The sequence below is a fragment of the Psychrobacter sp. T6-4 genome, assembly GCF_052258425.1.
GTDB lineage: Bacteria > Pseudomonadota > Gammaproteobacteria > Pseudomonadales > Moraxellaceae > Psychrobacter.
In genome coordinates, this window is the sequence record NZ_JBQQEZ010000010.1 from 1 (window position 1) to 26,601 (window position 26,601).

The following is a 26,601-nucleotide window of genomic DNA, read 5'->3' on the forward strand; positions in this document are numbered from 1 at the left end:
CCGATTGCTGAGCCGATTGCTGAGCCGATTGCTGAGCCGATTGCTGAGCCGATTGCTGAGCCGATTGCTGAGCCGATGCGTAATGATTCTCAGTTGGCTAGCATCGATGATCCCCGCGAGCTATTGCGCTGTGCTCCGCAGGACTTGACCGGAGAATGGACAGCGGACAAATGGGACTATTGGCTGCAGACGGCGCGCGAATCAAATGTATTAGCGCAAGATGAGCTAGCGCTTGCACGTCAAGGCGTCATGACTGGCATGTGCGATGGTAAAGCGTCGTTTATTACCGGGGTTAACAGTACGCATCTTCAAACCATCTTTCAGCAAATGGCAGCAAAGTTGCAAGAGCAGTTTGTCAATACAGAGATCAGCTTACAGATTGATAGTAGTATCATGGAGTCTCAGCATAAGACGCCAGAGCGTCGCCGCGCGCAAAGAATGGTACAGGCACTTGAAGTTGCTGAATCTAAACTACTAAGCACTCCTGTGATGCAGTATCTGACCGAGCAAGGACAAGGCAAAATGGGCAAGGTTCAGTTATATTAAAAATTATCATTTCTGATATTTATTGATAGGCAGTGATGTGTCAGTATTATTCTCAAAATTTAATAATAATTAGCTATTGTTTTGATTTTGATACCGTTATTTTGTGATTTAAAAGCAGTTTTTGACCTTTGGGTTAGATTTATATTATGTACTGCTAATTAATATCGGCTATACTAGTTAAGTTATATTAAAAACTAAAACCTAGCTTAGGTGAGAATATGTTAGACAATTTACGTGGTATGGCTGTGTTCGCAAGCGTTGTCGGACACGGCTCTTTTAGTGGCTCAGCCCGCGAGCTTGGGATTACAACGAGTGCGGTCAGTCAGCAAATACGCTCATTAGAAAATGAGCTTGGCGTAGTATTACTTCATCGATCAACTCGTAAGCTTAGCTTAACAGAAGCTGGCGAGAGCTTTTATGAGTCGGCCAAAGACATGGTCAGTGCCGCTGAACAAGGCCGCATAAAAGTCAATCAATTGCGCGATGAACTTGCTGGTAGCCTACGTATTGCCACAACGCCTGAATTGGGTGTACATCATATACTGCCAGCGCTATCGACTTGGATGGCAGCGCATGATGATTTGAGTATCACCTACCTTGCAGACAATCACTACGTTGATATGATTGATGAGCGCATTGATATCGCTATTCGTATGAGCCCTAATATCAATGACTCAACGCTATGCAATCATCCGCTATCAGATGTGCGTCAAATGCTAGTGGCTTCGCCGCAGTATCTTAGACAACACAAAAAGATTGAGAGTCCAAAGGATTTAGCGGATCATCAAATGATCGTCATCGATATTATGAAAGATGCCAATCACGTTGAGCTAGTTCATACAGAAACGGGTAAAAAGACCCGTATGAAGATGAACTCGCGTATCCATACCAATAACGTCTTTATGGCGATGACTTTGGCTAAAGAAGGTCATGGCTTAATCAGAATTATGGAGATGGACATCAAGCGTGAGCTTGAAAGCGGTAATTTGGTTGAGGTGCTTACAGGCTATCAGCTACCAAGCTTTGTACTATATGCAGTAACGCTCAATCATGAGCAGCAACCTGCTAAGATTACCCGTAGTCTTGAAGTGCTCAAAAAGTACTTTAATGCCAATTAAAATTAATGAGGTAATATCAGCAATAAAAAAACCTCTAAAATATTTAGAGGTTTTTTGTTTTTTATCAAAACATAGGCTTTAGCATCGTCAGTAAACGCTCAACGACTTGCTCACTCTCATCACGGCTGATGTTCAACGTTGGCAAGAGACGAATGACATGAGAGCCTGTGACGTTGATGATAAGTTTTTGCTCCACGCGGGCGCGATCAACCAGTTGGCTACAGTCCATCGTCTCAGGCAAGACAATACCGATCATGGTACCAGCGCCGCGAGCACTAACGCCATATTGTGACAAAGCGTCCACCATATTGTCACGTATGAACTGGCCTTCAACGACTGCATTAGTCATAATATCGCTATTAGCAAGGATGTCATACACGGTATGTACCACGCGGCTAGCAAGTGGTGTGCCGCCATAGGTTGAGCCATGACTACCTGCGCCAAACAAGTCTTTTGCGCGTCCTCGTACCATACAAGCGCCTACAGGAAAGCCATTGCCTAAGCCTTTAGCCGTAGTTAATACATCAGGGCGTGCATTGCTATGCTGATAAGCAAAATATTTGCCCGTACGTCCATTGCCCGTTTGTACCTCATCAAGCATAAATAGCCAGTTATGAGCGTCACATTCAGCCTGTAGCTCCTCCAAATAGCTAAAACCATTCGCCGCAGTATTAAGACCACCTTCGCCCTGAATAGGCTCAACGAAGATAGCGCAGATATCCTCATGCTCTTGCGCAGCTTGCTGGACTGCGCCGATATCACCAAAAGGCACACGGACAAAGTCCTCATCCAAAGTATAAAACCCTTCACGCGCTTTTGGATTGGCAGTTGCCGATACGGACAACAAGGTACGCCCATGAAATGATTGTTCCATGACGATAACTTTGGGGCGCTTAAAGCCTTGCTGATGGGCATGTAAGCGCGCCATTTTAAGCGCCGCTTCGTTAGCTTCCGCGCCGCTATTGGCAAAGAAGACGCTGTCCATTTGCGCCGCCATACATAGCGCTTCGCCTGCGCGCTCCTGCCAGTCGATACCGAATAAATTACTCGTATGAATCAAAGTTGCTGCTTGCTCAGAGATAGCCTGGGTGATTTGTGGATGACAATGCCCAAGACCACATACTGCAATACCTGTAAGCGCATCAAGATACGGCGTCTCATCTTGAGTGTAGAGCCAGCTGCCCGATCCGCGAGTAAAACTGACAGGCTGACGGGTATAAGTAGGCATCAGATAAGTCGCTGACATAAAAAGTCCTTTGGATAGGGTATAAAGAAGATGTAATTTGGTATTGGAGCTAAAAGTAGTATTGGTGCTCTAAAAGTAGGCAAATCAGCTCATACAGTAATAAGGGGTACTATGCATACAATGAGTTGTTATTTTAGCGCCTATAACTCGTCAGAAAAAGGCGTTGACTCAGCGGGTAGGGTATATTCCTCGCTTGCCCAAGCGCCTAAGTCAATCAGCTTACAGCGCTCGCTACAAAAAGGCTTAGACGAGTTACCTTGCCAAGCAGTTTGCTTACCGCAGCGCGGACAGGGGTAAGTTTTTGGGACAGTGTTTGCATTAGATTCAGTCATAATAGATGTCGTAGTGTTATCTATGAATAAGAGTCGCTATAATAGCATGCACGAATTAAAAGACAAATACAGACTAGCATTCACGCATCAAGTGCTAAAAATAGCCTAAGTAATTATAAATAAATTGAGTAAAAATGACTATTAAAGAAAAAAAATTATCACATGTAAAAGATAGAGCCTTTCAACCAGATAAGCTATCAGCGCCACGTGATTTTGAGATGCCCGCCATTACTAAACATTATGAACACCTAGTGCTAGAGATTGGTGCAGGGAAGGGCATGCACGCGCTTAGTTTTGCAAAAGACAATCCCAGTACTCATCTTATTGCCATTGAGCGTACTCGCAATAAATTTGCAGCCTTTGCTAAGTTGGCGTCGGCGCAACATTTAGATAATTTATCCCTGATACATGCCGACGCGATTGCTTGGACTGTTCATGGAGTCGCACCTGATAGTATTGATAAAATTTATATTTTATACCCCAATCCTGAGCAGCATAATCCAAACCAGCAATGGCTAAACATGCCTTTTTTTGAGTTTTTATTATCAAGGTTGAGAGTAGGCGGCGAGATCGTTTTAGCCACCAATATAGAGTCTTATATGGTCAATGCTGAGCAGCAAGCTATTAAGGTTTGGCAATTACCAACAAAACGTTATCAGGTAGCAGCTGACAGTCGGCGTACGCATTTTGAAGTGAAGTATTTGGCGCGTGCAGAGTCATGTTGGCAGTTGGTCATGATCAAACCTGAGGGGTATCACACACGCTTTGATGCCTGGAATAAAATGCAGTAGGTATCGAACTATAGTAATTAGTCTAAGTAAGATATCACAAATATAAAATAGCCTAAGCAATTAAAATTGAGTTAAAAAATCGCCGCTAAAGGGCGATTCAAAAAGTACATCGTTAATATGACAATAAAAAAATATACCGATGGTCTAATTACGTCAAGTAAGGTCTAACTAAAGTATCAGGATTGGTGTGAGCATCGATCACAGTCAAAAAGGTATATGCACCAATAAACTTACGGCTGATGAACATAAACTCTTTTGGCGGCAGATTGAACTCAAAAGATTGCATCGCTCGTGTAGCTTTTTCTGATATACGAGAATGCAGTCTACTATTTGCCCAAATGTAGCGGTTGTGCTCATCTAAACATTCTACAGGAATATCTGGATTGGCATTAGGATTGCTAAATGGCTCTGTTGCGAGTAAAAACAGCGAGGCCACATCAGAGCGCACTTTATCGCTCATCGTATCAAAGAACTCATACCCTGTCATAGCAGCTTTCATCGCTTGATGATCATGATGATAACCTGCACGAAGAAGCGCGTGTGCAATAACCAAAAGCTCATTATCGAACTGACGAATAGCGCCAAAGTCTAATAACACTAACTTGTCAGGCTCACTTACATCGTCGCTAATACGCACAAGATAATTACCAAAATTTGGATCTGTCTGCATCTCGCCCCAGACAAATATCTCCTGCATCATAATCTCAATTGCCGCTTGTCCAATAGCGTTACGGCGCTCATGAGGTAGGGCTTGTAATATATCTGAGGTGACCGATACTCCTGACTCAAAAGACATGCACAGCAAGCGCTGGCTTGAATAGTCGCGGATAATCTTGGGCACAGAATAGCGAGGATCATCTTTTAGGCGACCATAAAAACGTTCAGTGGTCGCCGCCTCGACGTTGTAATCAACTTCACGGTGCAGCAAATCTCGAATCTCTTCAAACCAAGTATCCAAAGCGCGTGTTTGCGGCACTGCGTTACTAACCTTTAATAAGCGCTTAAATAAAGCCAAGTCCGAATCAATGGCGTCCGCCACCCCTGGATATTGAATCTTCAAAACAACTTGCTCGCCCGTCGCTTTAATAGTTGCACGATGTACTTGTGCTAGAGATGCCGTACCAATAGGCGTAGTATCCACATCAAGCTCACTTAGCTTTTCACCCAAAGTGCGGCGCAGCGTTTGTTCTATCTTTGGCCAAGCTAGCGTTGCAGTATCGTCATTTAGCGTCTGTAGCGCACGAGTAATCTCAGGCGGCAGTACATGCTCGCCATACAGCGCTAACATTTGACCGATTTTGACCACTGAGCCTTTTAATTTGCCAAGCTCTGCTGCGACATAATTGGCCTGCGCTTCCATAAACGCCTGATTACGTTTTTCGCGCGTTTGCTTATCCAAAAACATTCCAGACATACTATTACCCGCCCAGCGGCGACCAATATTCAAAGACGTTTTGGCAATAGACATCCGACGCTCAAATCCAGAGGTCTTTAGATTATCGATTGAATGTTTATTATCAGAAGGTCTAGACGTATCATTTGCCATAAGTATCAGTATTCATTGGGTTTGTAATGATGTGAGGGTATTTGGATGACAATACAAGGTAATTAGACGCTGTGCATACAAAAATTGTATCACATTACGCGCTGCCAAAAATATGGCCTAGTATAGACTAGGCCGGATAGAAAAAGGAGTCGGCTAAAGATTATTAGCTAAAGACTATAACGTCTCACGCGCAATAGCATGGTGACCGATATCACGGCGATACTGCGCACCATCAAAACTAATCGCGCCTGTGACGGCTAGTGCTGCTTGCTGCGCGCCAAGTATACTATCAGCGATAGCAGTAACGCACAGTACGCGCCCACCACTGGTGACGACCTCTTTTTCATTGCCATCGACATCAGCGTTATTTATATCATTAGAGAATGCAGTCCCTGCATGAAAAACCTTGACTGTCTCATCACGGCTATTGCCGTCAATCTCTGGCAATCCTGAGATCACGTCACCCTTTGATGAGGACTCAGGATAGCCTTTTGAAGCGACAACGATACCTAGGGCTGGGCGCTTGTCCCACTTCGCTTGAGAGGGGAGTTGACCTGCTAGCCCTTGTGCGACCAAATCCACCATCGACGATTGCAGGCGCATCAAAATAGGCTGAGTCTCTGGATCACCAAAACGACAATTGAATTCGATAACATAGGGCTCGCCTGCATCATTAATCATCAAGCCTGCATACAAAAACCCAGTGTAAGGATGACCCGCCGCTTTCATAGCATCGACGACAGGTTGTATCACTTTTGCCATTACTTTGTCATGTACCGCTGAGGTCACAACAGGGGCAGGCGAGTAAGCACCCATGCCGCCAGTATTCGGTCCCGTATCGCCTTCAAAGGCGCGTTTGTGATCTTGGCTGGTTGCCATAGGCAAAATATTATCGCCATCGATCATACAAATAAAACTGGCCTCTTCTCCCGTTAAGAACTGCTCGATGACCACGCGGCTGCCGGCGTCCCCAAACTTGTTGCTTGCCAGCATATCGTCGATGGCGGCGTGTGCCTGCGCGACTGTTTCGGCGACGATAACCCCTTTACCCGCAGCCAAACCATCGGCTTTTATGACAATAGGCGCGCCTTGCTCATCAACATAGGCTTTTGCCGCATGGACATCTGTAAACCCTTGATACGCAGCGGTTGGGATATTGTGCTCTGCCATAAATTCTTTGGCAAACGTCTTTGAGCCCTCTAATTGCGCACAATAAGCCGTCGGTCCCCATGCTTTTATACCTGCATCTTGGCAAGCATCAATGATACCTGTGACCAAAGGCGCTTCGGGTCCGACGATGACCATATCGATAGCATTATCTTGGCAAAAGCGAATAACTCCGCTGTGCTCATCTTCTAAGACGACATTTTGGCACTTAGGTTCAAGGGCAGTACCTGCATTGCCTGGCGCAACATAGACATTTTTTACCTTTTCGTCTTTGGCGCATTGCCAAGCTAAAGCATGTTCACGTCCACCGCCACCAATTACCAAAATATTCATCATAAGTGTTGCCCTTGTTTTTTAAGACTTGTTGGATGTCACAGTATCTGCAACGCCTGCCATTTATAAATAATTACCGAGAGTGTGAATAATAACTGTGCCACATTCTAACAAATAATCGTCGTCGATTGCCATGAGTATCCACCTGCCAGCAACAAAGTGAATATAGGCTAATAAAAAGAAAAAGGTAGCGGATGTAGTCCATCTAACGTAAAACGAGCACGTTTTTGGGAGATGTACATTTTATATTAGTTTTACGCCACCTCAATCTGCGCGAGCACAGCCTATATCAGGCATAGCGCATAGTGCATAGCGCATAAGGAGTATAAATACCAGCAGTACTGTATTTATTTTAAAATGTATCAACTATACAAAAGTTAAAAACTAAAATTTGTCTAATAGGTTCAATTTACTACCCGTAATAGCGTAGACTAGTACAAGTGTTCTCTAATTTTAGTAAAGAGAAGTAATCAACTCTCTTTTATTAGTAAAGGTTATTGACCATAAGCTGATTCATGAAATGATGTTGTATACGCCAGCTTTAAGGGTATATGCGTTAAGCTCTATAAATAGGACCAAGTACCAAAAAGATAAAATAAAAAAATGCGCCATCTTCAATAGTTAAAATAAACATCTATAAAAAAGGACAATGCTATGCTCAACTCTTTAAGTATTAAAAAAGAGCGTATCGATAAAATTAGCGACATTGCCACAAGTTACGTGCAAACTGATAAGTCGCTACTGGATCATTTTATTCATACTTATTATCAGTCGCTACATCGAGAGACTGCAAATGATATCAGTGATGCCGACCTTGCGGGTATGGCTTTGCATCATTTTACTCGGCTCAAATCATACGATGGTACCAAGCCACAACTTGTCATCTTAAACCCTGTGGCAGAGGAGCAGCACTTTCATAACTCACACACCGTCATTCAGATGGTCGCTTATGATCGTCCGTTCTTGGTCGACACTATACTCATGACCTTTGAGGCGCAAGGGATCGATGTACACCGCACCTTTAACACCATTATGAGTGTTGAGCGTGATGACAAAGGCGACATTACTCGTATCGAAAACGCTGACGAGAGTGCCACATCGCACATGTCGCTCATTCATTGCGAGATCGCATATCAAAATAACGATGAGCTGGCAGCGCTACGCCAATTACTGTTAGATAAAGTAGATACGCTCGATACCGTCGTCGGCGACTGGAAACAGATGCGTGCCTGCCTAAAAGATATCAAAGATGATCTAACCCAAAAACCACATCCAGAAGTGTATTATTCAGAGACTGAGGTGCAAGCCTTTTTGGACTGGATATTAGACGATCATTTTATATTTTTGGGGTTTCGTGAGTACCGCTTAGAGGGCAATCAGGCTATTGATGTCACAAGCGATGCAAACGAGAAAAGCGTCAGTAGCAAAGATATAGATTTATTCGCCATTGGTAATAGCGGCCTAGGTCTGCTGCGGGGTTCAAGTGAGGATACGCCTTCTGAGAGTTTTAATAGCTTGCCCGCTAACTTAAAAGCCTTGTTAACTGAGCCGCGGGTGTTAATGCTATCAAAGTCTAGCCGCGTCTCTCCCATTCACCGCCCGGTATATATGGATTTTTTAGGCATTCATAAGTTCGATGAAGCAGGCAAATTAATTGGTGAGTACCGCTTCGTTGGTCTACTGACCTCACAAGCTTATCAACTTAGCGTTCAGCAAATCCCATTACTACGCGAAAAAGCCAGTAAAATTATGGCGATGGCGAATCTACCGCGCGGGGGTCATGCGTATCATAAAATGATGCACGTCATCAACACCTTGCCGCGCGATGATCTGTTTCAAGCCAGCGTAGAAGAGCTATATCCTATGGTCTCAGGCATTGCAGAGTTGCAGGACAAAAAAAGCCTGCGCTTGTTTAGCCGCATCGACTCCTACCAGCGCTTTGTATCCTGCTTAGTTTATATCCCGCGTGATAAATTCAATACTGAGCTGCGCATAAAAGTGCAAGAGGTGTTAAAAGACGCATACGGCGGTACGTCTTCTGGATTCACCACTGAATTCAACGAATCTGAGCACGCCCGTGTTCACGTTCATGTGCGTATCGTGCCAGGGCAGGTCAATAATGTTGATAAACATGATCTCGAGGCCAAACTTACCGCGCTCATGGAATCGTGGCATGATGACTATCAAAGAACGCTGCTAGATAATGTAGGCGAGCAGCAAGCGAATACCTTAAACCGTCAATTTTTAGACTATATACCCGCCGCTTACCAAGAGCGATTTGATACGCGCACCGCAGTTGAGGATACTAAGCGGTTAGCAAGTATCAATGATGAACAGCCGATGATTTGGCATCTGTATCAATCGACAGGAGACGCCGCCAATCAGTTGCATCTTAAGCTCTATGGTCGTAATCAGCCAGTGATTTTGTCAAAAGTATTGCCAATACTGGAGAATTTTGGGGTATCGGTCATCTCAGCACAAACTTATGAGTTTGACTTGCCACAGCAGCCCATCTGGATGCAAGAGTACGAGCTGACCTTGGAGCATGTGGATACGGTCGATATCCGCGTGGTACGCACACAGTTTGAAGAGAGCCTAAAGCAAATTTGGGCGGGGCGCGTTGAGAGTGATTCGTTTAATGAGCTGGTATTGACGACCGAGCTAGATACCTATGATGTCGTGGTACTACGCGCTTTGTCCAGTTATATGCGTCAAGCCCGCGCACCCTTCTCTAGTAGTTATATTCAGCAAACTATCGTCAAAAACAGTGATATCAGTGTAAATCTGATCAATCTGTTCGATGCACGGATGAATCCAAATCATTCTGAGGACGAGCGCAAAAATAATAGTGCAAAAATTCAAGAGCAATTGACAAGCGCTTTGGTCGATGTCGATAGTCTCGATGAAGACCGTATCTTGCGTTGGTATTTGGATCTAATCAACGCTATGGTGCGGACTAATTTTTATCAAACCAATGAGCAAGGCGAGCGTAAAGACCGCTTATCCTTTAAGTTCTTGGCAGCTGATATTCCAAACTTGCCCAAACCTAAGCCTATGTTTGAAATATTTGTCTACTCTCCAAGAGTGGAAGCGGTGCATCTGCGTGGCGGCAAAGTGGCGCGCGGCGGCTTGCGCTGGTCTGATCGTATGGAGGATTTTCGTACCGAGGTACTTGGCCTTGTCAAAGCACAAATGGTCAAAAATGCGGTTATCGTACCTGTAGGCTCAAAAGGCGGGTTCATTGTCAAAACAAAAACCATGGCAGATGGTCGTGAAGCCTTTCAAGCTGAAGGGGTGGCGTGCTATCAAACCTTTTTGCGTGGTATGCTCGATGTCACAGACAACATCGTCGATGGACAAATTGTCCCGCCAGCTGACACCGTGCGTCATGATGAGGACGACCCATATTTGGTCGTTGCCGCTGATAAAGGCACGGCCAGCTTCTCTGATATCGCTAACGCCTTGTCAAGCGAGTACAACTTTTGGTTAGATGATGCCTTTGCCTCAGGTGGTTCAGTCGGCTATGATCACAAAGCCATGGGCATTACCGCACGCGGCGGCTGGGAGTCGGTCAAGCGCCACTTTCGTATGCGCGGTATGGACATTCAAAACCGTGATGACTTCACCGTCGTTGGTATTGGGGATATGAGCGGCGATGTCTTTGGTAATGGTATGCTTAGATCCACCCATACCAAACTGGTTGCCGCCTTTAACCATCTACATATCTTTATCGATCCAAACCCAGACACCGCCGAGTCCTATGCAGAGCGCGAGAGATTATTTGAGATGCCGCGCTCGACGTGGGATGACTATGAAAAATCTTTAATTAGCCAAGGTGGCGGCGTGTTCTCGCGTACCGATAAAAGTATTGCGATTAGCCCTGAGATGAAAGCGCTCTTTGACATTGAGGAAGATAATTTAGCGCCTAATGAGCTGATCACTGCGCTTATGAAATCGCCTGTCGATCTGATATGGAATGGCGGTATCGGTACCTATGTCAAAAGTGTCAATGAGACTCACGCTGATGTTGGCGATCGCGCCAATGATGCGGTACGTATTAACGGTAATGAGCTACGAGCGGCAATCGTCGGCGAGGGTGGTAATTTAGGCTTTACCCAGCAAGGTCGTATCGAGTACGCACAAACTGGCGGACGTATCTATACCGACGCCATTGACAACTCAGGCGGCGTAAACTGCTCAGATCATGAAGTTAATATCAAAATCTTACTTGGCAAAGTCGTTGAACAGGGCGATATGACCCTCAAGCAGCGCAATGAGCTGTTAGAGAGTATGACCGATACCGTGGCCGAGCTGGTACTACGCCAAAACTACCTGCAACCGCAAGCGATTGAGCTTAGTCATATTCGTGCCAGCGCCAATCTAAGCGATCACCAGCGCTTTATTCAGATGTTAGAAGGTGAAGGACGATTAGATCGAGCTATTGAGTACTTGCCATCGGATGATGACATTATAAAACGTCAAAAGGTGGATACAGGACTGACCAATCCTGAGTTAGCAGTGGTTATGGCGTACGGCAAAATGTGGGTCTATGATAGCTTGCTGCTATCAGATTTGCCCGATGATCCATACTTTATCAATGAGCTGCGCAAATATTTTCCAGATGAGCTGGCGGCGCGTTTCTTCGATGAGATGACAGAGCATAGGCTCAGTCGCGAGATCATCAGTACTTATTTGACCAACAGCGTTGTCAACCGCTTAGGCATAGAAGCGATATTCCGTCTATATGAGGAGACCGATCAATCGCTCGCTACGATCATTCGTGCTTATGCCATTGCCCGTGACGTCTTTAACGTGCCAGCTATCTGGCAAATGCTTGAATCTTTAGACAATCAGGTAGATGCAACATTACTACTCAAATTAGAGCTGCGCCTGCGCGATGTGCTCGAGCGCGGCGTGGTGTGGTTTATCAATGCCTTTGGACAAGACCTAAAAGTCGCTGACATGATCAGCCGGTTTGAGAATAGCGTGGAGCAATTAACCAAAGCGGGCGGCTTTATTAAGCAGCAGTTTGCTCAGTACCTGCAAGAGGATACTGATGCTCTAGTGCAAGATGGGTTGTCCGATAGTGATGCGGCGATATTTGCCATGCTGCCATATCATGTCGATGCGCTTGATGCTGCATTGCTCGCCGAACAGTACGAGCGTCCTGTCGATGAAATTGCCGCGCTGTATTTTGAAGCTTATCAAGTGTTGCAGCTCGATTGGATGATAGACAATGTCGCCACCTTGCCGCAGCAAGACTACTGGGATCGCCGTGCTCGTCATGCGCTCGTCAACGAGCTCTCTCGCAGTCTGCGCTTGCTCATGGATGCGATATTGTCGCAGCCCAATGCAAAAGAGGCCTTTAGCGAGTGGCGTGAGCGACATGATAGTCATCTAAAAGCTGTGACCAATGAGATGCACAAACTAGATAAGAATGACGACAGTGTTATTAGCTTATCCACGTTGTCAGTGCTTATGAGTGAGCTGAGTGGCTTGGTCACCAAATAACAGTTACTAAGTAACAGTTACCAAATAACTGAGGTATTGATCTGTAAAAAGCCCGCTAACTATAGCGGGCTTTTTATTACTCTCTTTGACTACTCGTGCGATAACATACGTCTCGTCATTCAGCTAGCGATACGATAACAGCCTTGGCCTGTGATTTGACTAAAGCCGCCTGAGAGTTTTTGTACCTGAATTTGCGTCAAAATGCGCTCTTTTAGTGCTTGAACGTGAGAGATAACGCCGATGAGTTTGCCTTCTTGCTGCAAGCTGGTCAGCGTATCAAGGGCAATATCTAATGATTCCTCGTCAAGCGTGCCAAAGCCTTCATCCAAAAATAACGAATCGACACGGATGTTTTGACTGGCCATTTGTGACAGTCCTAGTGCGAGCGCGAGACTGATAATAAAGCCTTCGCCGCCAGATAGGTTTTTGGTGCTGCGCGTCTCGCCGCCTTGATAGTTGTCAATGACGTTCAGCTCAAGCGGACTGTTGTCATCACGAATCAGCAAGTAGCGATCACTCATCTTGTGCAGTTGAGTGTTGGCGTGACTGACCATAATATCAAAGGTGAGACCTTGCGCAAACGTGCGGTACTTTTTGCCATCTGATGAGCCAATTAATTTGTGCAGTTGCTGCCATACTTGTAGGTTGTCTTTTTGCGCGTTAATGGCCGCAAGCTGAGCCTGTTGGTTGTGTTTTTTATTCTCATTGTCTTTGAGCTGCTGATTCATCGCGCCTATGGCTTCTATCAAGTGCTTGTTATTATCAAGCGCTTGTTGCTGCTGATGTGTCAGCGTATCTATATCATCAGTGGTCAAAGGATTGGCTCGTTTATCCTCAAGCGCTTGCGTGGTTTGCGTAAGTAAATTTTGCGCTTGCTTAAGCGTAGCCTCTATATGCTGCTGGTGCGCGCTAAGCTGATTGCGCTCATTAATAGGTAAGCGTGCAGCAACAAAATCTGACTCATCTATAAAATCGGAGGCCACAAGCACTGATTTTAACTCAGCCTCTTGAGTATCAAGGGTCGTCGACGCTATATTTAACTGCGCTGCGAGTTGCTGCTGCTGCGTTTGCATTTGAGCAAGCACTTGCTGCGTGCTATCTGCCTGCCGCTGCGCGGCGGTTTGCTGAGTGCGAGCCGTATCTAAGATACTTCGGAGTCGTTGCTCCTCGCTATCACAATCTTTGTCTGAAAATATCTTAAGTCTGTCTTGTTTAAGCTTGGCAAGCTGTTCAGTTCTGTCTGCAACTAGCACTGTTATCTGGTTTAACTCTTTATTCTCATTATCTAGCTGAATATGCTGCGTGTCTATCTGAGCTTTGAGGCGACTCAATGTTGTTGTCAGCGTTTGCTGCGCGTCTTTAAAGGTCGTGAAATCGAACTTTAATGTCTTTAAACAGCTGCGCTGATGGCGTAGCTCTTGTATATACTGACTATAGTCGACATCGGTAAGTACGGTTTGCTGATCTATGCTAGCAAATAGGGGTTGCAGGTTTGCTGTGCTAATATCTATGTGTTGACTAATGATAGCGCTATACTTGCCAGCGTATTTACCGATTAAAGCGCGAATCAGTGCACTGATTGTCTGTAATTCTACAAAGTTACTGCTAAGGTTTTGATTGATACTCTCAATGTTTAAGGTGTTGATTTTGATTAGCGTGCCAATCTCGCTGATATTGTGAACTAGTTGTTGCTTTTGCTGCTCAAACGTTTGCAGCGACTGGTTTAGCTCATCAAGAGTGTCTGTAAGCGCTTCGTACTCAGTCAACGCAACTTGCATATTTTCTTTGTGGTTGAGTAGTTTTGCTTTAACCACGCTTAAGTTTTGCGGTGCACTGTGAGTGACAGTATCCTCACTTATCGTAAGCAGATCACTCAAAGGCTCAATGATCGTATTGATAGCATCAGAGTAGTTTGAATTATAAATAGTAGATATAAGACCTTTGATATCCTCTAAAATAGCAGCAGACTGCTTTTGCAGGGGCATCAATTGCTGGGTGTACTGCTGGAGCATGTTGGCTTTTGTCGCCTGCTCAATATGCAGACCAGATAAGTCGCGCGCGCGATTGTCGATGTCAGTATCTAATTTTGCAATGTGTGCTTGTAGTTGCTTGCCCTCTGACTCGCCATTTTGCAGATGGGGATGCTGCTCACCGTAAGGGTGTTCAAGTGCGCCGCACAGCGGGCAGGGGTGATTGTCCTTTAGATCGTTAATATGCTCTTCTAATGCGGCAACTTTTTGACGCAAAAAAAGCTCGGTTTGTTTGTCTTTACGCCTATTTTTTGTCTCTTTAAGCGCAGATTCGCACGCTTTAATAGCTTTCTCAAGCGCTGCCACGTCAGCATTAAGCCCCGGTAGCGCCTCTTTAATCGTATGACTCTGCGTCTCAATCTCGCCAAGTTTTTGTACCTTAAAATCTATATGTTCTATTTGCGTCGTGATTTGCGCGCTGTGCTCTTGTTCGCGGCGCATGCTTGCCAGCGATTGCGTGTCAAGCAGTGCCGCGCGCTGCTGCTCAAGTAGTGATACTTGCTCGCGTGATTTGGCATTGACTGCCTCGTCTGCTATTTTTGAGTGCTCAAGAGCAGCAAGACTATCTTGCGATTGTTTAAGCTGATTTTGATAAGTAAGGTTTTCAGCATTAAGCGATTTATTGCTCTCAAGTAGCGTTTTTAAGCGACCACAGCGACTATCGAAGTTGGCAATATCGGTATCAAGATCAGCTAGTTCAGGAGCAAGGACGAGGCTCTTATCCATATTGGCAAGCTTAAGGGTAGCTTGCTCAGCATGCTCTTCAAGCTGAGCAATCTCTTGGCGCACTTGAGCAACGTGAGTAGATAGCGTCTGCTTTCTTTGTATGTGATCCGATAAACTCTGCGTTTGCTGCACGATATCGCTATCTAATTTGCGGACTTGGGCGATTTTGGGCAAGGCGGTGTTCAGCTCATGTTCGGCAGTTTTTTGTTGCGCATTGGCTGCACTTAAACGAGTAGACGCCGCTACAAGATCGTCTTTTTGCAGTGGTAATTTATCTGCCAATACTTGCTGCTCGCCGCTCATTTTATTGACCGTATCACGACTTATCACAATCTGGCTGTATTGACTATCAATCTCCAGCGCCTTATTGGCAGCCGCTAGGCGCTTGTTATCAGGGATAAAGTCTTGCTTTGCTTGATACGCTCGTTCAATCTCACTTTGATACCTTGTACGCTTGTTTGTTAGTTCTATTATGCTCTCAAGCCATTTAATCTGTGCGCCCAAACGATCGACAAGCTGTTGCTGCTTATCTTGTGCACTTTGTTGCCACTTTAAATCTGCTTTTAGCTGGTCTTCTTCATCATTGTCTAGCAGGGTCAAGCCCTGTAGACCATATTGCAATTTACTTAAAGCCTCTTCCTCAAAGCGCTTTTTTTCATGGACCTGCTCTGAGATGGTGGCATAAATGTCCGTGCCAGTAATTTTTTCTAAAATGTCCGCACGCTCGTCCGCTTTGGCCTTTAAAAATGCCGAGAAGCTGCCTTGCGCAAGTAAGATGGAGCGCGTGAATTGCTGAAAGTCCATCCGCGTCAATTCAATAATCTTGATTTTAGTGTTCTTTATACTATTTTCTAAAATCTCATCGCCTTTTGACGCATCGGCGAGATTTATTTTGGCGACTTCATGAGTGGCATCTTGCAAATTGCCATCTGGCTTGTTATAGGCACGGCGCTGTCCCCAGCGGCAGCGATAGTGGATACCGTTTAAATCAATCACTACCTCAGCGAAACATTCTGCCGTTTGCCGCGTCATGACTTCATTGCTGCTCTTACTAATACTATTAATACGCGGCGTCTCCCCATACAGCGCTAGGCAGACCGCATCCAAAATCGTGGTCTTGCCCGCGCCCGTTTGTCCCGTAATCGCAAAAATGCCTTCATTAATAAAGGCAGAATCAGCAAAATCGATATGCCATTCGCCTTTTAAGGAGTTTAAATTTTTGAGTCGCAGTTCAATTAGGCGCATGGTGGGGTCTTAAAAATGGAGTTATGAGAGTTTCAAAACAAGAGTACATTATCACTCAGCCCGGCTATCATCATGATAGATATTATGAAGTATTTGCTGGTAGGCGTCCCGTAGTGAGTCGCGCTGGGTGTCGGCGATCTCATGCATATCTAGGCAGCGCTCAAAGACTGCCTCTACTTTTAAGTCTTGTAGCGTTTCAGAGCTTTGTTCTTGGTTTAATACTTTATTATAGGTGCGAGTATTATTGATTTTGAGCACTTCGCAAGACAAGCCTTCTATCATCGTGTTGATGTCCTCACGCAGCTCACTGACGATCTCATCACCGGTATAAACCACCTCTAACCAAATTGAGTCAGCTGGCTCTAGTGATTTGATAGTATCTGCTATAACGCTCAGATCCCCTGAGATTTGCGCTAACTTTTGAAAGCAAGGTATATGTACAGAGATCACTTGCATACTATTACTCTCATTTGAGTAGAGCGTTTTTGTGTCTGAACTTTCAGAGGTGTCTAAATTTTCATAGCTTAGCGTTTGAGTCGTTTCTTCTTCAATTCTGTTAAGCGCTTCAAAACCAAATAAATCATCTATCAAATCATTGGTATGAGTAATCGTTTTTTTGACAGGTTTTAAAACGGTTTCACTTAAGGAGTGAGGCGATTTTTTTACAGTAGATAGCACGTCGCCAAATTGCACGAGCAATACTTGCTTTTGCTGCTTTGCTTCACCAAAGCCCATAGCAATGGGCGAACCTGAGTAGCGAATATGTTCTTGACCGCCAACGCGCTGGGGTACATGCAAATGACCAAGCGCGACATAGTCAAAGCATTTATCGAACATCTCAGCTGATATTTTACCTAGATTGCCCACGTAAAGATCTCTTACGCCGTCGTCCTGTGTCGTTTTACTACCTGCCGCAAACAGATGACCAGTCGCGATAATAGGAATATGGCGATTGTGTTCCCGGGTTAATGATTTTTGCGCGTCCCTCGCTAATCGTGCAACCTCATCGTAGTGCGCGCGAATGCCTTTTATGACATTAGCGTCTTTGCTGTCCATGGACTCGCCTGCATGACTACTACGTACATCGCGGTCACGTAGATAAGGCACGGCGGCGATAATACAATGCGGACTACCGTCTTTGTCATTTAATACTAAGACTTCATCGTTTAGATCATCGCAAGCAGTACCGATAACGTGCACATTTAAGAATTTAAGGACTTGGCTTGGCGCATCCAAAAAAGTTGGGGAGTCATGGTTACCAGCGACGATAACGATATGATCACAGCATAATGTCGATACTTTACCCAAAAACTTATAATATAAAGCCTGCGCGCGGTTGCTTGGCGTCATCGTATCGAAAATATCCCCTGCGACAATGAGTACATCGACACTTTGGGCGCTGATGGTGCTCTCAAGCCAGCCCAAAAATGCCTCGAACTCGTCATAACGCATGCGTCCATACAACCTGCGACCTAAGTGCCAGTCAGAGGTGTGCAGGATGGTTAAGGGTTTAACTAAAGAGGTAGTGGTGGTGACAAGCATAGGTCAGCTTACAGACTAAAAATAGATGGCATTTATTCTAACAAGAATTTTGCCGCTTTAAACAAATACTTTGGAAATAGACTCCTTATGTGGGGTAAAAGCAAATTTTAAATAAAAAAAGGTCATACCAAGACTACTGATATGACCTTTTTGTTTATCTTGATTTTATATCAGTCTAACCTATCACCAACTGCTCCAAACCCTCATGCTGCGACTCAGCCAAAGAAGTGATCATTGATAGCGCGTGGGCATGCTGTCCATCAGGATGATGAGGGTGATTTTGAGTCACTAGATCTTTTGAAGCCCTAGTATTACCACCGCGCAGCCAATTATTATCCGTATTACTATTATCCGTAACACTAGTGGCATCGTTTTGATTGTACCAAGCCAAATCATGATGCAATGCCACCACATCACCCATGATAAGAAGAGCAGGCGTTGGTAATTGCTTTTGCTCTTGCAGCTTAACAATCGTATCGAGAGTCCCTGTTAACACTTGCTGATTGGGCATACTAGCATTTGAGACAATAGCGATAGGGGTGTCAGCGGCGCGGCCTGCATCTATCAAGCCTTCGGTCAGACGCGGCAAGGAATGCAAGCCCATATAAAAGACCACGGTCTCGTCAGTATTTAAGAAGCTTTTAAAATTATTGTTAGGTGCGCCTGCCTTTAAGAATCCTGTGACAAAGCGCACAGATTGCGAATGATCGCGGTGGGTGAGCGGAATACCAGCATAGCTAGCAGCGGCGTTGGCGGCCGTGATGCCTGGCACGACTTGATAAGGGATATGCTGCGCGCGTAGGCTCTCAATCTCCTCACCGCCGCGACCAAAGATAAACGGATCACCACCTTTTAGGCGCACCACGCGGCGACCTTTTTTGGCCTCGTTGATTAACAGCTCATTGATACCCAATTGCGCGACCGCATGATTGCTACGTTTTTTGCCAACATAGACCTTGTCCGCATCACGTCGGCACAGATCAAGCACTTGCGGCGAGACTAGCGCATCGTAAAAGACAATATCGGCCTGTTGCATGAGACGCAGTGCTTTAAAGGTTAATAGCTCAGGATCACCTGGGCCTGCGCCAACGATATAGACTTCACCAACAGGCTGGGCGTACTTATGGTGTTCGTTTTGCTTATCATTAGCACTATCTTGTGGGACAGGTGCATGAGCTCTTAACGTATTAGGCGCATCCTCTTGTGTTTTTGAGGCGCTGACAGGTGTGGTTTTAGATACTGCAATCTGCGCCGCTGTTTTATCTAGATCAGCCTTTAATAGCGCAGTCGCCTCAGCCTCGTTACCTGCGAATACTAGGGCGCTCACTTGGCCTTCAAAGGCGCGCTCCCAAAACTGGCGACGAGCTGTTAGCGTTGGGATCTTTGCTTTGACCTCACTACGCAGATCACCTGCTAATTTGGCCAATTTACCATAGCCTTGCGGAATTAAAGTCTCAAGGCGGGCGCGCAAGAGGCGAGCCAGCACGGGCGCTTTGCCATTTGAGGAGATACCAATGACAATGGGATTGCGATCGACGATAGCGGGAAAGATAAAATCACAAAGCGGCGGCGTATCAACGACATTGACGGGGATATTCAGCGCGGTGGCGTCTGCATGAATCTGATAATTGAGCACCTCATCATCGGTTGCGGCGATAATCACGCGCGCGCCTGTCATATAGGACTTATCGTAGTGTTTATAAATGAGGCTATGCTTATCGTCACTAAGGAGTGCCTGAATATCTGCCTCTATACTAGGCGCCAAAATGGTGATATGCGCCCCTGCACGGCTGAGCAAATCGGCCTTACGTAGTGCCACATCGCCGCCACCAACGATCAGCACTTTGCGGTTATCGAGCTTAAAAAACAGTGGAAAAGTATTCATAACAGCACCAAGGATAGGTCAATCTAATAATACTGATATTATGAAGGCTTGCGCGCAGAGTCTCACGGTGTGTATTGGCATTAGTATAGTTATTTTTGTCATAAGCGCAGGAGATTTCGCGGTATATAGGAATAGAGAGGATGCCTCTTTTACGCAGTTAAACACATGCAAACATTGACCCTTAGTTAACTGTGCTAGGATGTTTTAATAATCTATAACTCACATAAGGATAATGACTATGACATCACAAGATAAAAAACTACAAGACACAAAATTAAAAGATAGAGTCGCTATCGTATTTGGTGGGACATCAGGACTAGGGGAGGCCACCGCAAAAGCCTACGCCGCTGAGGGCGCAAAAGTGGTCGTTACTGGACTGAGCGAGGATGACGGCAAGCGCATCGTCAAAGCTATTGAAGATAGCAACATCAATGTAGGCTCGCAAGCCACGCAGATGGCAGGCCCAGGCGGTTCTGCTTATGTGACCTCAAAGCATGCGGTATTAGGATTTACCAAGCAGTTGGCATTTGATTTTGGTAGTCAAGGCGTCAAAGTAAATATTTTATCACCGGGCTTCATCGAAACGCCGATGACAGAGGGCATCGAGGATGAGCGCTTAAATCGTATTCCTGCTCAGCGCGCCGGCAAGCCTGAGGAAATATCGGCCCTGGCGGTGTTCTTGGCGTCTGATGATTCCAACTACATGCATGGCGCGAACGTGTTTATGGATAGCGGTTGGGTGCTCGGTCGTTAGTAAGTTATAAGTGTTAACGAATTTTTGCCTGATACTTGCACAAAAAAGCCCTTTCATAACGAGAGGGCTTTTGCTTGATAGGTCACTGTCAACGATTACAGCTGAGTATGCAGTCCACATTCACGGCTTTCTTCTACCTTGGTAGGATCGAAGTAGTCATGCTCATTTGGTAAGTTGTGCTCATCTAAATACTTGTCTAAATCAGCATCATTTTTATCGAATAGTGGCGCGACTTTTAATACGCCATCTTTTGATAGGCTCAGCACATCAAGACCTTGGCGGAATTCAGTTTGATCTTTGCGAATAGCATTGAACCAGACGTCAGGCTTTAGCTCATCGAGTGCACGGCGAAACGGCTCAAGTTTGACTTGTTCTGTAAATTCGTCATGCTGTGGGTTATCAATACCTGGGATACCATTCATAGTGGCGTCACGGTGGGCTGCGGTTTGCTTAGGAATATAGGTAACCACGTTTAGGTCTAAATCGTTGATAACTTTATTCGCAAAACGATAAGTCGCATCCGTGTTGTAGCCTGAATCTACCCATAATACGGTGATATCAGGACGCTGTTTGGCGACTAAATGCAAAATCGCTGACTCATACGGGCGAAAATTGGTGGTGATAATTGGGTTTTTGGCTTGGCTTAGCGCCCACTCAACGATTTGCTCAGGTGTTTTGCCTTGCAAGTCTTGGTTGGCTTGGTCGATATCAAGATTTGGGTGTAGTTGGCTCATGGTAGATTCCTCAATTGTTCATTTAAAAACGATGAATAAAAATTAATACTAAGGTTAAGCACCTGCAAACATAGGCAAATCTGTGGCGCGGCGACCATCATAACTACTAGCAAGCGCCGTAAAGGCCTGCTCGATATTAAAAGTAGAGTCTGGATGGACGTCGTGTTCACTCAGTACAAAGCTATCGACGCCAACGCGCAACAGATAAGCAATTTGGTCACGGCCAAACTCGCCAGCAACGCGTATCTCATCTTTGTAGCCAAGTTGACGCAAGGTTTGTACAAAGCTAAAGCTGCGTCCATCAGCAAATTTGGGCACGTGGATGACGATGAGTGACTGCTGCAATAACAGCTCACTGACTGCACTCAATACATCAGCGTCGGTATCAGCGGTGATCCACACCCCTAAACGGCTCGAATGCTGCTCGATAAGCGTATAGACTTCTTTGACAAGGCCGCTTGCAAGTAGGCCTTTGTCGCTTAGTAAATCAGTGAGTGGTACTATGACCTCAGGTTTTTCTTGTCTATGGAGCAGCTCAAGTAAAGTTATCTCACTTAAACCAATGCTATCTGGCAAGTTGTCTGTCGCAAGCGCCTGCCACGTATCATCAATACTCACATCAACGCCTTTACTATCTAATATATGATGATTAGCCATAAACCTTTTCCTTAAAGGGATCAATACCGACGCGCTCAACCAATTCGCCAAAGCTCTCAACGTCATTATCTGTGGTCGCGCGCAGCTCAACATAGACATCAACGATCTGTTGAATGGTATCCGCCACCGCTTCGGTAGGCACTGAGCGGCCCAGTATTTTGCCAAGTTTGGCATCGTTGCTAGAGTTACCGCCAAGGCTGATCTGATACCAGTTCTCGCCTTTTTTGTCGACGCCAAGGATACCAATATCACCAGTATGATGATGCGCGCAGGCATTGATACAGCCTGACATATTGAGGCGAATATCACCTAAATCGTAGAGATAGTCCAAATCGCTAAATTGATTCTCAATTTGTTCAGCAATATTATGGGTGGTGGCATTGGCAAGCGAGCAATAATCCCAGCCCGGGCAGACAATCATGTCAGTTAAGGTATTAATGTTAGCGCGTGCTAAATGTAGCTCTACCAGTTGTTGCCACAGCTCATACAGTTTGTTGACTTCGACATCGGCAAACACAAGATTTTGCTGATAGGTGCCGCGTAGCTCACCAAAGCTATAGGTATCGGATAAATCAGCGAGAGCGTCCATTTGCGTATCAGTTACATCGCCTGATGGGACGTATTTGCCGTCAACGAGACCTGCCTTTAAGGAGATGACCACCGCGCGGTAACCAGCAACTTTATGCGCGACCGTGTTTTGGTTGTACCAATTGGCAAAGTCTTTATTATCCGTCAATTGCGCTTGCAAGTTAGCTTGCACTTGCAACGCGTCAAACGCTTTATAATCAGGCTCACTAAAGAAGCTAATGGCAGTGGCAAAGTTCTCCTCCGTTAACGTCAGCTCGCCATCTTTGGTGTTCGCCTCCCACTCGGCATCGACGAGTTTGGCAAACTCGCGCCCGCCCAAAGTATCGACCAAGATCTTGATGCGTGATTTGTATTTGCTGCCCTTGTCACGGCGACCGTGCAAATTATAGACGCGCAAAATAGCATCTAAGTAGCTAAGCAAATGCTCACGGGGTAAGAACTCATTGATAACTTTACCCAGTACTGGAATACGACCAAGGCCGCCGCCAACGAGCACTTCAAAACCAAGCTCGCCTGCATCGTTTTTCTTTAGATGCAGACCGACATCATGCACTTGGGTGGCGGCGCGATCTTCATCCGTACCGATGACGGCAATCTTAAATTTACGCGGCAAAAAAGCAAATTCAGGATGAAAGGTCGACCACTGACGGATAATCTCACAATAAGGGCGCGGGTCTGCGATCTCTGATTGGTGAATGCCAGCGTAGGGGTCGGTTGTGGTATTACGAATACAGTTGCCCGAGGTTTGAATGGCGTGCATTTGCACTGATGCCAGCTCTGCCAAGATATCAGGGACGTCCTCTAACTTGGGCCAGTTAAGCTGAATATTGGTACGCGTGGTGAAGTGTCCGTAGCCTTTGTCATATTTGCGGGTAATCTCAGCCAACTTGCGCAGCTGATAGCTGGCGAGTAGTCCGTAAGGAATAGCGATACGCAGCATAGGGGCATATCGCTGAATGTAGAGGCCATTTTGCAAACGCAGGGGCAAAAATTGCTCCTCTGGTAGCTCGCCTGCTAAAAAGCGCTCGGTCTGATCGCGAAACTGGGCGACCCGTTCTTCCACTAGCGTTTGATCAGCGTAATTGTATTGATACATGATGTCATCTCATTTTATTTTATTCTTGCGCCGTAGAATAGCGCCTATACCTTGGGCAGCACTTTTGCGGTGCTCGTAACCAATGCTCAGTGCTCGGTGCCCAGTACAAACAGGCGTAAAGCAATACAGGGTCACATCATATAAGCTTATGCATTAAAACAGTAATTCCTTTAAGTCATATCCATATCCAAAGTCAGCATAAATTTTCATAATCAAAATTGGTTAGCCTAGGCGTCATCCATTTATTGCTCACAACCTAAGGTTATAAAACACTATGACGTCTATTCCTGCGCAGTCAACATCAGATAATCAATCACAATCCAAGCTAGTCCCGCCACATGGCAGTGACACTCTAAAGCCTTTGCTATTAAAAGGACAAGCGCACGCTGATGCGCTTAAACTTGCCAGCAGCTTGCCGACCATTACGCTCAGCTCACGCGCGCGCGGTGATTTGATTATGCTAGGTATCGGCGGTTTTACCCCGCTAGAGGGTTTTATGAACCAAGCGGACTGGCAAGGGGTGGTCGATGAGATGCGCCTAAAATCGGGTGATAATGCAGGTCTGTTTTGGCCTATACCTATTACGTTATCCGCGCCAAAAGTCATGACCGATAGTCTAAATCAAGGGAATAAAGTCGCTTTGGTCGCAGATGATGGCGAAGTGATGGGTATCCTCACGGTAGAGGAAACTTATACTATCGATAAAGATCATGAATGCCAGCAAGTGTTTACCACCACTGATCCTGAGCATCCAGGCGTGCAGCAAGTCCTCAATCAAGGGGAGGTCAACGTCGCAGGCCGCGTCGAGGTGCTTAGTGAAGGGGAGTTCCCAGCGCTGTATCCTGAGATTTACAAAACCCCAAGCGAGACTCGCGCAATTTTGAACGATAAAGGCTGGAGAACGGTTGCCGCCTTTCAAACGCGCAATCCAATGCACCGCTCGCATGAGTACCTGGCGAAGATTGCTATTGAAATATGCGATGGGGTGCTCATTCACTCCTTATTAGGGGCGCTAAAGCCTGGTGATATCCCAGCCGATGTACGCCAAGAAGCGATTAAAACCTTGATTGATAACTACTTTAGATCTGACACGGTGATACAAGCAGGCTATCCACTAGACATGCGTTACGCAGGCCCTCGTGAAGCATTATTACACGCCGTATTCCGCCAAAATTACGGCTGTAGCCACCTCATCGTTGGTCGGGATCACGCAGGCGTCGGTGATTACTACGGTGCGTTTGATGCGCAGACGATTTTTGATAAAGTTGAAAAGGATGACCTTATTACGCAGCCTCTAAAGATTGGCTGGACGTTTTGGTGTAATGCTTGTAATGCTATGGCCTCTGACAAAACTTGCCCGCATGACGCTGCCGATCATGTCAAAGTATCAGGTACCAAACTGCGTAAAGCGCTATCAGAGGATGAGGAGGTGCCAGAGAACTTTAGCCGTCCTGAGGTGCTTGAGATCTTGCGTGAATACTATGCCGGTATTGCTAAGGAAGAACGCGCTGAGGTCAAGCTCACTGGCGCATCGGCGGTGTAGTTCGAACGAATTATAGCTAATGAATGCACAATCCCCAGTTTAGCGACTGGGGATTTTACTTTTTTATCTATTCTATATTTACAGCACCACTTCATAATGTGTACTACGTCCTGAAGCGATGGACTTTTTTAGTATGTCTTTTTCTATTAAATCATTAATATCTCTTAACGCGGTATCCGCTGAACACTTTGTCATCAAGGCCCACTTTTTAGTCGTAAGCTTGCCATAAAAGTCAGTCAATAATATGTTGAGCATTTTTACTTGTCTTGGGTTCAATGATTGCTGACGGTGAGTCTGCCAAAAGCTGGCTTTTCTGATGATTTTATCTGTTGTTTTCTGTGCGGCTAATAGCGCTTGCTCTAGCGTTTGTAAAAACCAAACTAACCACTGCGTAATATCTGAACCCCCTTTTTGCGTACGCTCTAGTATTTTGTAGTATGTATTGCGCTGTTTAAGTATTTGAGCTGACATACTGTAAAAACGTTGCAGACTACCATCACTTTGAGCTAGCGTTCTTTCGGTGATTGCACGCGTCAAGCGGCCATTACCATCATCAAAAGGATGCAGGGTCACAAACCATAAATGAGCGATACCAGCTTTGATGACTAGATCCAAATTATCTTGCTCATCTGCGGATGTATTAAACCAAACTAAGAAGCGCTCTAACTCTATGGGCAACCTATCTGCACTTGGCGCCACAAAATGGACTTGCTCACGCCCGTAACCACCAGACACCACTTGCATAGCTCCTTTGCTATCATCACGAATTGCTCCTGCTTTGATGCTATACAGTCCACTATATCCTGTTGGGAACAGGGCATTGTGCCATCCCAGCAAGTCATTCAACGCCAGTGGCTCTTGATAACCATAAGTGGCTACAAGCATCATCTCAACGATCGCATCGATTTCACGCGTGGCAGCAGGCATGTCGGTAGTCTCTATACCTAAATGCCGTGCGACCGAGGAGCGTACTTGCTCATTATTTAATGTCTCACCTTCAATCTCAGATGTTTTAACGACTTCAAGAGTAACCGCATCTAATTGTGCTTCAACTTTCAAATCAAAACCCAAGGTGACTAACTTACCAAGCAGATGTCCTTGTAATATCCGCACACGACTCACTAGAGGTAGTAATTGCTTATCTGACCAGCACCACTGTGTCCAGTCTGATCTTTCATGAATATAAATCGCCTGCTTCATTGTTATTCCTA

General features: G+C 45.6%; 16 protein-coding genes and 1 pseudogene. 6 read left to right on the forward strand and 11 right to left on the reverse strand.

Going from position 1 to position 26,601, the window contains the following annotated elements:
- Together ACTXGE_RS08305 and ACTXGE_RS08310 are read left to right on the forward strand one after the other, a co-directional pair.
- A pseudogene (locus ACTXGE_RS08305) lies at positions 1 to 546 on the forward strand (DNA polymerase III subunit gamma/tau); the annotation flags it as partial.
- Positions 547 to 764: 218 nt separating this feature from the next.
- A complete protein-coding gene (locus ACTXGE_RS08310) occupies positions 765 to 1,664 on the forward strand; it encodes a LysR family transcriptional regulator (protein WP_317199468.1) in 900 nt (299 codons plus the stop codon).
- Between the two features lie 64 nt (positions 1,665 to 1,728).
- Here the strand turns inward: ACTXGE_RS08310 and ACTXGE_RS08315 are convergent, their stop codons facing one another.
- Entirely contained in the window at positions 1,729 to 2,910 is a 1,182-nt protein-coding gene (locus tag ACTXGE_RS08315; RefSeq protein WP_435948910.1) for an aspartate aminotransferase family protein, read from the reverse strand.
- Between the two features lie 140 nt (positions 2,911 to 3,050).
- Positions 3,051 to 3,242 carry a DNA gyrase inhibitor YacG gene (locus ACTXGE_RS08320; RefSeq protein WP_443542983.1) on the reverse strand — a complete coding sequence of 64 codons (192 nt, stop codon included), beginning with the start codon at positions 3,240 to 3,242 and terminating at the stop codon, positions 3,051 to 3,053.
- A gap of 134 nt (positions 3,243 to 3,376) precedes the next feature.
- Between ACTXGE_RS08320 and ACTXGE_RS08325 the strand changes: the two genes are divergently transcribed.
- Positions 3,377 to 4,033 carry a methyltransferase domain-containing protein gene (locus ACTXGE_RS08325; protein WP_443542985.1) on the forward strand — a complete coding sequence of 219 codons (657 nt, stop codon included), beginning with the start codon at positions 3,377 to 3,379 and terminating at the stop codon, positions 4,031 to 4,033.
- Between the two features lie 148 nt (positions 4,034 to 4,181).
- On the opposite strand, the gene ACTXGE_RS08330 is transcribed toward ACTXGE_RS08325, so the two are convergent.
- Complete coding sequence (locus tag ACTXGE_RS08330; protein WP_443542987.1) at positions 4,182 to 5,579, reverse strand: ABC1 kinase family protein; 1,398 nt, start codon at positions 5,577 to 5,579, stop codon at positions 4,182 to 4,184.
- A 174-nt stretch (positions 5,580 to 5,753) separates the two neighbouring features.
- Positions 5,754 to 7,079 (reverse strand): phosphoribosylamine--glycine ligase, encoded by a 1,326-nt coding sequence (gene purD, locus ACTXGE_RS08335; RefSeq protein ID WP_443543118.1) that lies wholly within the window; start codon positions 7,077 to 7,079, stop codon positions 5,754 to 5,756.
- Positions 7,080 to 7,733: 654 nt separating this feature from the next.
- Between purD and ACTXGE_RS08340 the strand changes: the two genes are divergently transcribed.
- Positions 7,734 to 12,590 (forward strand): NAD-glutamate dehydrogenase, encoded by a 4,857-nt coding sequence (locus ACTXGE_RS08340; RefSeq protein WP_443542989.1) that lies wholly within the window; start codon positions 7,734 to 7,736, stop codon positions 12,588 to 12,590.
- Positions 12,591 to 12,709: 119 nt separating this feature from the next.
- Here ACTXGE_RS08340 and ACTXGE_RS08345 read toward each other — a convergent pair whose 3' ends face one another.
- The 3 genes from ACTXGE_RS08345 to cobA form a co-directional block, all read right to left on the reverse strand.
- Positions 12,710 to 16,591 carry an AAA family ATPase gene (locus tag ACTXGE_RS08345; protein ID WP_443542990.1) on the reverse strand — a complete coding sequence of 1,294 codons (3,882 nt, stop codon included), beginning with the start codon at positions 16,589 to 16,591 and terminating at the stop codon, positions 12,710 to 12,712.
- A 51-nt stretch (positions 16,592 to 16,642) separates the two neighbouring features.
- Complete coding sequence (locus tag ACTXGE_RS08350; protein WP_443542992.1) at positions 16,643 to 18,133, reverse strand: exonuclease SbcCD subunit D C-terminal domain-containing protein; 1,491 nt, start codon at positions 18,131 to 18,133, stop codon at positions 16,643 to 16,645.
- A gap of 175 nt (positions 18,134 to 18,308) precedes the next feature.
- Positions 18,309 to 20,018 (reverse strand): uroporphyrinogen-III C-methyltransferase, encoded by a 1,710-nt coding sequence (cobA, locus tag ACTXGE_RS08355; protein ID WP_443542994.1) that lies wholly within the window; start codon positions 20,016 to 20,018, stop codon positions 18,309 to 18,311.
- Between the two features lie 238 nt (positions 20,019 to 20,256).
- On the opposite strand from cobA, the gene ACTXGE_RS08360 reads away from it, so the two are divergent.
- The gene (locus ACTXGE_RS08360) at positions 20,257 to 20,772 is read left to right on the forward strand and encodes an SDR family NAD(P)-dependent oxidoreductase (protein WP_443542995.1); all 516 of its coding nucleotides are present in this window, start codon (positions 20,257 to 20,259) and stop codon (positions 20,770 to 20,772) included.
- A 95-nt stretch (positions 20,773 to 20,867) separates the two neighbouring features.
- Here the strand turns inward: ACTXGE_RS08360 and ACTXGE_RS08365 are convergent, their stop codons facing one another.
- The 3 genes from ACTXGE_RS08365 to ACTXGE_RS08375 are packed head-to-tail and all read right to left on the reverse strand — an operon-like array spanning position 20,868 to position 23,847.
- Entirely contained in the window at positions 20,868 to 21,506 is a 639-nt protein-coding gene (locus ACTXGE_RS08365) for a phosphoadenosine phosphosulfate reductase domain-containing protein (RefSeq protein WP_435948902.1), read from the reverse strand.
- Between the two features lie 54 nt (positions 21,507 to 21,560).
- Entirely contained in the window at positions 21,561 to 22,163 is a 603-nt protein-coding gene (locus ACTXGE_RS08370; RefSeq protein ID WP_443542996.1) for a DUF934 domain-containing protein, read from the reverse strand.
- Entirely contained in the window at positions 22,156 to 23,847 is a 1,692-nt protein-coding gene (locus ACTXGE_RS08375) for a nitrite/sulfite reductase (RefSeq protein WP_443542998.1), read from the reverse strand. The genes ACTXGE_RS08370 and ACTXGE_RS08375 overlap by 8 nt, the downstream gene beginning before the upstream one ends.
- A gap of 274 nt (positions 23,848 to 24,121) precedes the next feature.
- Between ACTXGE_RS08375 and sat the strand changes: the two genes are divergently transcribed.
- A complete protein-coding gene (gene sat, locus ACTXGE_RS08380) occupies positions 24,122 to 25,390 on the forward strand; it encodes a sulfate adenylyltransferase (protein WP_443543000.1) in 1,269 nt (422 codons plus the stop codon).
- A gap of 78 nt (positions 25,391 to 25,468) precedes the next feature.
- On the opposite strand, the gene ACTXGE_RS08385 is transcribed toward sat, so the two are convergent.
- On the reverse strand, positions 25,469 to 26,590 hold the full coding sequence (locus ACTXGE_RS08385; protein WP_443543002.1) for a Fic family protein: 1,122 nt from the start codon (positions 26,588 to 26,590) through the stop codon (positions 25,469 to 25,471).
- Positions 26,591 to 26,601 lie beyond the last annotated feature (11 nt).

Excerpts from the sequence above, each read along its gene's own strand:
- ACTXGE_RS08365 (WP_435948902.1), bottom strand. The coding sequence starts at position 21,506 with ATGAGCCAACTACACCCAAATCTTGATATCGACCAAGCCAACCAAGAC.
- ACTXGE_RS08375 (WP_443542998.1), bottom strand. The coding sequence starts at position 23,847 with ATGTATCAATACAATTACGCTGATCAAACGCTAGTGGAAGAACGGGTC.
- ACTXGE_RS08330 (WP_443542987.1), bottom strand. The coding sequence starts at position 5,579 with ATGGCAAATGATACGTCTAGACCTTCTGATAATAAACATTCAATCGAT.
- ACTXGE_RS08360 (WP_443542995.1), top strand. The coding sequence starts at position 20,257 with ATGACATCACAAGATAAAAAACTACAAGACACAAAATTAAAAGATAGA.
- ACTXGE_RS08350 (WP_443542992.1), bottom strand. The coding sequence starts at position 18,133 with ATGCTTGTCACCACCACTACCTCTTTAGTTAAACCCTTAACCATCCTG.
- ACTXGE_RS08320 (WP_443542983.1), bottom strand. The coding sequence starts at position 3,242 with ATGACTGAATCTAATGCAAACACTGTCCCAAAAACTTACCCCTGTCCG.
- ACTXGE_RS08340 (WP_443542989.1), top strand. The coding sequence starts at position 7,734 with ATGCTCAACTCTTTAAGTATTAAAAAAGAGCGTATCGATAAAATTAGC.
- ACTXGE_RS08315 (WP_435948910.1), bottom strand. The coding sequence starts at position 2,910 with ATGTCAGCGACTTATCTGATGCCTACTTATACCCGTCAGCCTGTCAGT.
- cobA (WP_443542994.1), bottom strand. The coding sequence starts at position 20,018 with ATGAATACTTTTCCACTGTTTTTTAAGCTCGATAACCGCAAAGTGCTG.
- ACTXGE_RS08385 (WP_443543002.1), bottom strand. The coding sequence starts at position 26,590 with ATGAAGCAGGCGATTTATATTCATGAAAGATCAGACTGGACACAGTGG.
- ACTXGE_RS08325 (WP_443542985.1), top strand. The coding sequence starts at position 3,377 with ATGACTATTAAAGAAAAAAAATTATCACATGTAAAAGATAGAGCCTTT.
- ACTXGE_RS08345 (WP_443542990.1), bottom strand. The coding sequence starts at position 16,591 with ATGCGCCTAATTGAACTGCGACTCAAAAATTTAAACTCCTTAAAAGGC.
- sat (WP_443543000.1), top strand. The coding sequence starts at position 24,122 with ATGACGTCTATTCCTGCGCAGTCAACATCAGATAATCAATCACAATCC.
- purD (WP_443543118.1), bottom strand. The coding sequence starts at position 7,079 with ATGAATATTTTGGTAATTGGTGGCGGTGGACGTGAACATGCTTTAGCT.
- ACTXGE_RS08310 (WP_317199468.1), top strand. The coding sequence starts at position 765 with ATGTTAGACAATTTACGTGGTATGGCTGTGTTCGCAAGCGTTGTCGGA.
- ACTXGE_RS08370 (WP_443542996.1), bottom strand. The coding sequence starts at position 22,163 with ATGGCTAATCATCATATATTAGATAGTAAAGGCGTTGATGTGAGTATT.